At 75.4% G+C, this 7,796-nt stretch carries 9 protein-coding genes; 5 read left to right on the forward strand and 4 right to left on the reverse strand.

The features are described 5' to 3' along the window. A partial coding sequence (locus DZF91_RS39125) for a hypothetical protein (protein ID WP_147341479.1) occupies positions 1–302 on the reverse strand: 302 nt, incomplete at its 3' end. A gap of 161 nt (positions 303–463) precedes the next feature. On the opposite strand from DZF91_RS39125, the gene DZF91_RS31575 reads away from it, so the two are divergent. Further along, positions 464–805, forward strand: coding sequence for an SCP2 sterol-binding domain-containing protein (locus DZF91_RS31575; RefSeq protein ID WP_117360722.1), 342 nt, complete (start codon positions 464–466; stop codon positions 803–805). 67 nt (positions 806–872) lie between these two features. Here DZF91_RS31575 and DZF91_RS31580 read toward each other — a convergent pair whose 3' ends face one another. Together DZF91_RS31580 and DZF91_RS31585 are read right to left on the reverse strand one after the other, a co-directional pair. Beyond that, positions 873–1,886 (reverse strand): HAD-IIA family hydrolase, encoded by a 1,014-nt coding sequence (locus DZF91_RS31580; protein ID WP_199487028.1) that lies wholly within the window; start codon positions 1,884–1,886, stop codon positions 873–875. 158 nt (positions 1,887–2,044) lie between these two features. Continuing rightward, the gene (locus DZF91_RS31585) at positions 2,045–2,476 is read right to left on the reverse strand and encodes a tetratricopeptide repeat protein (protein ID WP_117360724.1); all 432 of its coding nucleotides are present in this window, start codon (positions 2,474–2,476) and stop codon (positions 2,045–2,047) included. 70 nt (positions 2,477–2,546) lie between these two features. Between DZF91_RS31585 and DZF91_RS31590 the strand changes: the two genes are divergently transcribed. The 3 genes from DZF91_RS31590 to DZF91_RS31600 all read left to right on the forward strand — a co-directional run bounded on the left by DZF91_RS31590 (position 2,547) and on the right by DZF91_RS31600 (position 5,462). Further along, positions 2,547–3,896, forward strand: a complete 1,350-nt coding sequence (locus DZF91_RS31590) for a DUF1015 family protein (protein ID WP_117360725.1) — start codon at positions 2,547–2,549, stop codon at positions 3,894–3,896. Between the two features lie 171 nt (positions 3,897–4,067). Next, positions 4,068–4,469 (forward strand): NUDIX hydrolase, encoded by a 402-nt coding sequence (locus DZF91_RS31595; protein WP_199487029.1) that lies wholly within the window; start codon positions 4,068–4,070, stop codon positions 4,467–4,469. A 54-nt stretch (positions 4,470–4,523) separates the two neighbouring features. Beyond that, positions 4,524–5,462 carry an MBL fold metallo-hydrolase gene (locus DZF91_RS31600; protein ID WP_117360727.1) on the forward strand — a complete coding sequence of 313 codons (939 nt, stop codon included), beginning with the start codon at positions 4,524–4,526 and terminating at the stop codon, positions 5,460–5,462. Positions 5,463–5,541: 79 nt separating this feature from the next. Here the strand turns inward: DZF91_RS31600 and DZF91_RS31605 are convergent, their stop codons facing one another. Then, positions 5,542–6,585 carry a tetratricopeptide repeat protein gene (locus DZF91_RS31605; RefSeq protein WP_235834702.1) on the reverse strand — a complete coding sequence of 348 codons (1,044 nt, stop codon included), beginning with the start codon at positions 6,583–6,585 and terminating at the stop codon, positions 5,542–5,544. Between DZF91_RS31605 and DZF91_RS31610 the strand changes: the two genes are divergently transcribed. Beyond that, on the forward strand, positions 6,487–7,796 hold a 1,310-nt coding region (locus DZF91_RS31610; RefSeq protein ID WP_117360728.1), incomplete at its 3' end, for a hypothetical protein. The two genes, DZF91_RS31605 and DZF91_RS31610, sit on opposite strands and share 99 nt — an antisense overlap.

The raw sequence follows: 7,796 nt of genomic DNA on the forward strand, positions 1-7,796 counted from the left end.
ATGCCGCCCGGCCCGGGCGTGCCGGGACCGGACGTGCTGGGGCTGGGCGTGCTGGGGCTGGGCGTGCCCGGGCCCGGTGCACCCGCGCCGGGCGCGCCCGGACGGGGCATGCCGCCGAGGGACGGCACGGTGTCGCCGTCCTCGTCGGCCGAGACCAGCAGCTCCTGGAGCCCCTGGTGGACGTCGGCGAACACCTCGACATGGGCGGGCACGGGCAGCCCGGCCAGCTCGTCCAGCCGGGCGACGACCGCGTCCACGCGCGGGTCACCGGTCGGCGCGGACGACCCGGCTCCCCCGGACACCGCCCCCGCTCCCCCCGGCGCCGGACCGGCGGCCTCGTCGGACCTCAACCTTTACCTCCAAGAACACCCCGAAGCGCGCGCCCCGGGTCGCCCGGGGTCCGGTCTGAACGCTACCGTCCCTGGACGACATCGTTGCCGACCGAACGGGGAACGGCCTGATCATGGCCAACGAGGAGGAGTGCCGCGCCGCGCTCGACAAGATCGCAGAGCGGCTGGCCGAGGTGGACGCCGACAAGCTCGCCCGGCACGTGGTGGAGCGGACCATCAGCTGCCGCGTGCCCGACCTCGGACTGGCGTTCGCCACCCGGCTGCACGAGGGCGGGCTCGATCCCTTCCAGCGCGCCGAGAACCCGAAGTCCGCGCAGGTCAGGCTCACCGTGAGCAGTGACGACCTGGTGGCGCTCGCGCACGACGAGCTGAGCCCGGCCAAGGCCTGGGCCGCCGGACGCCTCAAGGTCGAGGCGAGCTTCCTCGACCTCATCCGCCTGCGCAAGGTCCTGTAGCCGGATTCGGCACCGCCCGCCAGGCCTCGCCTCAGCGCCGCCGCCTCACCGACCGCTCAGTGACCGCTCAGTGGCCGGACGGCAGATCCAGCCCGCGCAGCGCGTCGGCCACCGCCTCCGGCCGGACGGGCGCGTCCGAACGCCAGCACGCGGCGGCGAGCGCGCGGAGCCCGTCGTACGGGTCGCCCTCGCCGCCCAGCTCGAAGACGTCGCCGGCGCGGCGGGCCGTCCAGTCGCCGCACAGGGCCGCGTCGCCGTCCCGCCGGACCTCCGGATGCGGGACGAGCAGTCCGGTCAGGTCCGGCGCGACATAGGTCGGGCGGTGCTCCGGCGGCGCGGTGAGCAGGTCCAGCGGGCCGCTGACACCGGTCAGCACCAGCAGGCTGTCGGCCCCGCCGTTGTGGGCGCCCTCGATGTCGGTGTCGAGCCGGTCGCCCACCACGAGCGGTCGCTCGGCCCCCGTCCGCAGCACCGCCTCCCGGTGCAGCGGCTTCTGCGGCTTCCCCGTCACGATCGGGTCCACCCCGGTCGCGGTCCGGATCACCTGCAGCAGCGCCCCGTTGCCGGGCTTCGGCGGGCCGTCCTCCCCGGGGATCGTCGAGTCGCCGTTCGTGCCGACGAACAGCGCGCCCCGCGCGACCGCCTTGCCGCCCTCGGCCAGCAGCCCGTACCCGACGTCCGGGCTGAACCCCTGCACGACCGCGGCGGGGTCCTCCGCCGCCAGGGACACCGGGCGCAGCCCCCGGTCGTACAGCGCGGAACGCAGCGCGGTGCCGCCGACGACCAGGACCTTCGCCCCGGCGGGCAGCCGCTCGGCGAGCAGCCGCGCCGCCGCCTGCGCCGAGGTCACCACGTCCTCCGCCGACGCGGGAACGCCGACGTCGGCGAGCAGCGTCACGACCGCCGCGGGCGTCCGCGAGGCGTTGTTGGTCACGAACGCCAGCCGCTGGCCGGCCGCGCGCGCCTTCTCCAGCGACTCCGCCGCCCGCGGCACGGGCCTGCGCCCGACGTACACCACACCGTCCAGATCGAGCAGGGCGACGTCGTACGCCTCGCTGAGCGGCCTGTCCGAACCCTTCACTCCGTCCTCTCCCGGCGCCGCCGCCCGGGCGGCGCACTCGTCACGTCTCCGCGGCGTCCCCCGCATCCGGCGGAACGCTCACCCGCGCCGCCGTCCGCGCTCCCCACCGGTCGACCTTTTCGCCGTTCGGCCTTCACCCGTCCCCCCGTACGCCGTGGTCAGCGGCGCGCCTCCAGGGTCGCCCGGGCGTGCCGCAGCGCGTTGGCGTAGTCCTTGTTGTCCGGACGCATCGCCGCCGCCAGCGCCAGGTACTCCACGGCGCCGGAGAAGTCGCCCACGCGGCTGAGGGCGAGCCCCAGGCCGAACAGGGCGTAGTCCTCCGCCGGGTCCTCCTCGACGATGCTCCGGAAGTTGTCGGCCGCGTCGTGGAACAGCCGCGCGCCGAACTGGGCGCGGGCCAGGGCCTCGCGGATGCTGCGCGAGGCCGGCTCGGCCTCCGCCGCCCGCGCGAGCAACTGGACCGCGGCGGCCGGACTGCCCGCCTTCAGCAGCGAGAGCCCCCGGGTGTACCACTCGTAGACCCCGCCCTCCGGTGCGGCGGGATCCTCCCCGGGCCCGTCCAGCGGCTCCTCCGGCCCGTCACCGCGCATCTGGCCTCCCTCGGACTGCGATCATCTCGACCGTACCCGGCCGCGGGCGGAATCCCTCCAGCCGGTTACCATGCCCACAGTGGAACGAGACGTCCCCTCCGGACCGACGACGACCTCGGAGGAGTTCAGCGCGCGCATCTTCGGCGCGTCCGGACCCGCGGCCGGCTCGGGGCTCGAACTGGCCCCGTTCCGGGGCGTGCGGTTCGACCCCGCCGTGGTCGGCGACCTGGCCTCCGTGACGACACCCCCCTACGACCTCATCGACGACGCCGAACGGCGCAGGCTGCTGTCGGAGGGCGGGCACAACTTCGTCCGCCTGATCCTGCCCGGCCAGCCCGGCGGCGGCTACCGGGAGGCCGGTGAGACCCTGCGCCGCTGGCTGGCCGAGGGCGTGCTCACCGTGGACGCCGAGCCCGCCCTGTACGTCTACGAGGCGGCCGACCGGCACACCGTCCGGCAGCGCGGCCTGGTCGGCGCGGTCGGGCTGCGCGCCGAGTCCGAAGGCGTGATCCTCCCCCACGAGGACGTCTACCCCGGGCCGGTCCAGGACCGGCTCGCCCTGATGAGCGAGGCCGACGCCAACCTCGAACCGATCTTCCTGATCCACCAGGGCGGCGGCGACGCGGCCCGGATCGTGGACGAGACCGCCGAGGCGGCGCCCCTGATGGAGTTCCCGGCCTCCGACGGCCTCGTGCACCGGCTCTGGCGCATCACCGACCGGCCCCTGCTCGACCGCATCGCCGCCGACCTGCGGGGCAGGCAGGCGCTGATCGCCGACGGCCACCACCGCTACGCCACCTACCGGACGCTCCAGGCCCGCCACCACCGCTCCGGCGACGGCGACGGCCCCTGGGACCACGGCCTGGCGCTGCTGGTCGACGCGACGCGCTACCCGCCGCGGCTGGGCGCGATCCACCGGGTGCTGCCGGGCCTGCCGCCCCAGCGCGCCCTGGAACAGGCCAAGAGCGTCATGCAGGTCGCCGCGCTCCCCGGCTCGCTCCCGGACGCGCTCCGGGCCCTCGCGGACGTCTCGGACCGTCCCGCGTTCCTGCTCGGCGGCGGGGACGGCCTGTACCTGCTCACCGACCCCGACCCCGAGCGGCTGGCCGCCGCGATGCCCGCCGACCGCTCCGCCCGCTGGCGGCGGCTCGACACCGCCGTCCTGGACCACCTGCTCCTCGCGGGCGTCTGGGGGGTCCCGGAGAACGAGAGCAGCGTCGAGGTGGTGCACGACGACCCGGCCGCCGCGCTCGCCCGTGCCCGGCGCTTCGGCGGCAGCGCCGTGATCCTCAACCCGATGCGGGTCGAGGACGTGCTGGCCGTGGCGGGCGGCGGCGAGCGCGTCCCCCGCAAGTCCACGTCCTTCGGCCCGAAGCCGCGCATGGGCATGGTCTTCCGCCTGCTCACCCCGCCGACCTGATCTCCGAACCGCTCCCGAGCCGCCGCGGACCAGCAGAAACGCCCTCCCCACGGCAACCGGACGGAGTTCACCAGCACAGGCCCGGACATCGGGTACGGCTTCGTCGGCATGGGCCCGGACGTCGGGTACGGGTCCGTCGGGAAGAGCCCGGACGTCGGGTACGGTCGGGCCGTGACGAAAGTGATCGACAAGGTGGCGTGGATCCGGATCGAGGACGGCCGGATCCTCGCCGCCCGCTCCCACGGCAAGGACGCCTACTACCTGCCGGGCGGCAAGCGCGAGCCGGGCGAGACCGACGAACGCACCCTGCTGCGCGAGGTCGCCGAGGAGCTCACCGTCGAACTCGACCCGGCGACCGTCCGGCACGCCGGCACGTGGGAGGCTCAGGCGCACGGCAAGGACGCGGGCGTCACCGTCCGGATGGCCTGCTACACCGCCGACCACACCGGTGAGCTCGTGCCGGCGGCGGAGATCGCCGAGATCGCCTGGCTCGGCCACGTCGACCGCGACCGGGTCTCCCCCGCCGTCCGGATGATCCTCGACGACCTGCACGCGGCGGGCGACCTGCGCTGACCTCTCCGGCCCCGGGGCTGGAGAAACCGGCCGCCGCGGCGCGATGATCGGGGTATGGACACCAAGACCACGATCACACCGCTGGGCGGGGACGTCTACGAGATCGACACCCGGATGGCGGGCTACAGCGGCATCACCGCCGGATACCTGATCCTGTCCGACCGGCCATGCCTGGTGGAGCCCGGCACGGCCGGATCCGCGCCCGTCGTGAAGGCGGCCCTGGACGAGCTGGGCGTCTCCGCGTCCGACCTGGCGACGGTCGTGGTCACCCACATCCACCTCGACCACGCGGGCGGCGTCGGCGACATCGCCGAGATGTACCCCGACGCCGAGGTCGTCGTCCACGAGAAGGGCGCCCGGCACCTCGCCAGCCCCGAACGGCTCATGCGCAGCGCCCGCATGGTCTACGGCGACATGCTCGACACCCTCTTCGGCGAGCTCAAGCCCACCGAGGCCGCCCGCATCCGCGCCGTGGAGGACACCGGCGTCATCGACCTGGGCGGCGGACGGCGGCTGGAGTCGCACTACTCCCCCGGCCACGCCAAGCACCACGTCGGCCTCGTCGACTCGGCCACCGGCGACCTGTACGTCGGCGACGCCGCGGGCATCTACATCCCCGAGACCGCCGACGTCCGGCCCGCGACCCCGCCGCCGGACTTCGACCTCGACACCGCCCTGGCCTCGCTCGGCAAGTTCAAGGCGCTCGGCCCGTCCCGGCTGCTGTTCGCGCACTACGGGCCCGTCACGGAGGTCGACGACACCCTCGACCGGTCCGCCGAGGAGCTGCGCGTCTGGGTGGACGCCGTCCGCGCCGCCCAGGACGAGAGCCCCGAACTGGACCACGCCGTCGCCATGGTCCGCGACCGCACCGACGCCCGCTACCGGATCACCGCCGAGGACGTCGATCCCGACCTGGCCTTCAAGTACGAGGTCCTGAACAGCACCGAAAGCAACGTGGCGGGCATCATCCACGCCCTCAACCGGCACGCCTGACGGCCCCGGAAACGCCGAACGGGCCGCGTCGACGGAGTCGCCTCCATCGACGCGGCCCGTTCGCGCGTCACACGTCCGCTCAGGCGGACGGCCTGCCCTCGCCCTCGGGACCGGTGTCCCCGGACGCGCCCTTCGGCTCGTCCCGCGACTCGGGCGCCTCGTCCGCCGCGTCGGCGTCCTCGTCCCGCCCGGCGTCCTCGCCCTGCTCGGCGGTCTCCGCCTGCTCGGCCTGCTCGGCGTTCTCGGCCTTGGGCTCGAGGAAGACCGGCGCGGGAGCCGCGGCCGCGTCGGCCACCGCCTCGTCACCCCGGTAGACCTCGGGAGCCTGCGGCTCCTCCTCGGCGCGCGGGTCGTCCTCGACCGGCACCTCGGCGGACGCCTCGTCCGGCTCCGGGGTCACGTCCCCGGGCTCGGTCCCGGTCTCGGTGACCTCGCCGTCCTCGTCCTCCTCGGTGTCGAGGATGTCGAGGCCCTCCAGCTCCGCGTACCGCTCGGCCGCGTCGGTCTCGGCGTCGCGGTCGGCGGCGGCCGAACGCGCGAACCACTCGGACGCCTCCTCCTCGCGGCCCGCGTCCACCAGGGCGTCCGCGTAGGCGTAGAACAGCCGCGCCGACCACGGACGCAGCCTGCGGTCGCGCAGCTCCGGAATCTGCAGCGTCACCACGGCCGCGTCGAACTGCCCGAGGTCCCGGCGGACGCCGGACTCCACGATCCGCAGCTCGACGGTGCCCATCTGGTCCAGGCGCGCCGCCTCCGGCGACTTCACCAGGTCCAGCGCCCGCTCCGGACGGCCCAGGCCGCGCTCGGCGTCGGCCATCACCGGCAGGTACGCCTCGTCGCCCGCGCCCAAGCGCCGCGCCGCGCGCAGCTCCGCCAGGGCGTCGGCCCACTCACCGGCCGCGTACGCGGCGAGCCCCGCCGCCTCCCGGACGATCCCGACCCGCGACGCCAGCCGCCGCGCGGCCCGCGCGTGCTTGTAGGCGAGTTCCGGGTCGTCCTCGGCGAGCCGGCCGGCCATCACCAGATGCCGGGCCACGCGCGCCGCGAGGTCCTTCGGCAGCGTGCGCAGCTCCTCGCGGGCCTCCTCGTCCAGCTCGGCGCCGGTCACGTCGTCCGGCAGCACCGGGTCGTCGTACTTCGGGGCCTCGCGGGTCTCGTCCCGGTCGCGCCGCTGCGGCGGCCCGTACGAACGCCGCTCACCGTCCTGAGGACGGCGCGGCCCACGGAAGCCTCCGCCGCCACGGCGATCATCCCGGTCCCGGAAGCCCCCGGAACGCTCACCGCGTCCCTGGTAGCCGCCCGACCGGTCGTCACGGCCCTGGAAGCCCTCACGGCGGTCGTCACGGCCGCGGTAGCCATCGCGCCTGTCGTCACGCCCCTCGGAGCCGCCACGCCGCTCACCGCGGTCCTGGAAGCCGCCCCGACGGTCGTCACGGCCCTGGAACCCGCCACGACGCTCGCCACGGTCCTGGAAGCCTCCGGACCGCTCGTCGCGTCCCTGGTACCCGGGACGCCGGTCGTCCCGCCCCTGGAAACCACTCCGACGGTCGTCCCGCCCCTGGTAGCCACCTCGCCGGTCATCACGGCCCTGGTAACCGCCACGGCGGTCGTCACGGCCCTGGTAACCGCCACGGCGGTCGTCACGTCCCTGAGGCGCGCCACGGCGCTCATCGCGCTCCCGGAAGCCTCCGGTCCGCTCACCGCGTCCCTGGTAGCCGCCGGACCGCTCATCACGCCGCTGGTAGCCACCCGAACGCTCATCGCGCCCCTGGGATCCGGGACGACGGTCATCGCGGCCCTGATAGCCGCCCGACCGGTCGTCACGGCCCTGGAAGCCGCCAGGGCGGCGGTCGTCACGGCCCTGGAAACCACCACGACGCTCGCCGCGGTCCTCGTACCGGCCGCCGCCCCGGCGGTCGTCACGGTCGCGGAAGCCGCCACGCTGGTCCCGGTCCTGGAACGAGCGCTCGCCGCCCGGACGCCGGTCGTCCCGGCGCTCCTCGCGCGGACCGCCCTCGGAACGGCGCCCATCGCTTCGGCCGTCGAACCCGCGCCCCTGGCGGAAGCCTCCGCCACCCGGACGTCCGTCGCGGCTCTCGAAGCGCCGACCGCCACGGTCGTCACGGCCGCCGCGCTCGTCGCGGCCGCCGAAGCGCCGCTCGCCGCGGTCCTCGAACCGCCGGCCGCCACGGTCGTCACGTCCCTCGAAGCGCCGCCGGTCATCGTCGCCGGGACGCCGCTCACCACGGTCGTCGAAGCGCCGCCCCTGGCCGCCGCCCTGGAAGCGCCGGTCGCCACCGGGCCGGCCGTCGCGGCGGTCGCCGCCGCCGGGGC

The sequence above is a fragment of the Actinomadura logoneensis genome (genome assembly GCF_003428695.1).
Taxonomy (GTDB): domain Bacteria; phylum Actinomycetota; class Actinomycetes; order Streptosporangiales; family Streptosporangiaceae; genus Spirillospora; species Spirillospora logoneensis.

What these genes read in the sequence shown, in the direction of transcription:
- DZF91_RS31590 (WP_117360725.1), top strand. Translation starts at nt 2,547, where the DNA reads ATGCCCACAGTGGAACGAGACGTCCCCTCCGGACCGACGACGACCTCG.
- DZF91_RS31600 (WP_117360727.1), top strand. Translation starts at nt 4,524, where the DNA reads ATGGACACCAAGACCACGATCACACCGCTGGGCGGGGACGTCTACGAG.
- DZF91_RS31585 (WP_117360724.1), bottom strand. Translation starts at nt 2,476, where the DNA reads ATGCGCGGTGACGGGCCGGAGGAGCCGCTGGACGGGCCCGGGGAGGAT.
- DZF91_RS31575 (WP_117360722.1), top strand. Translation starts at nt 464, where the DNA reads ATGGCCAACGAGGAGGAGTGCCGCGCCGCGCTCGACAAGATCGCAGAG.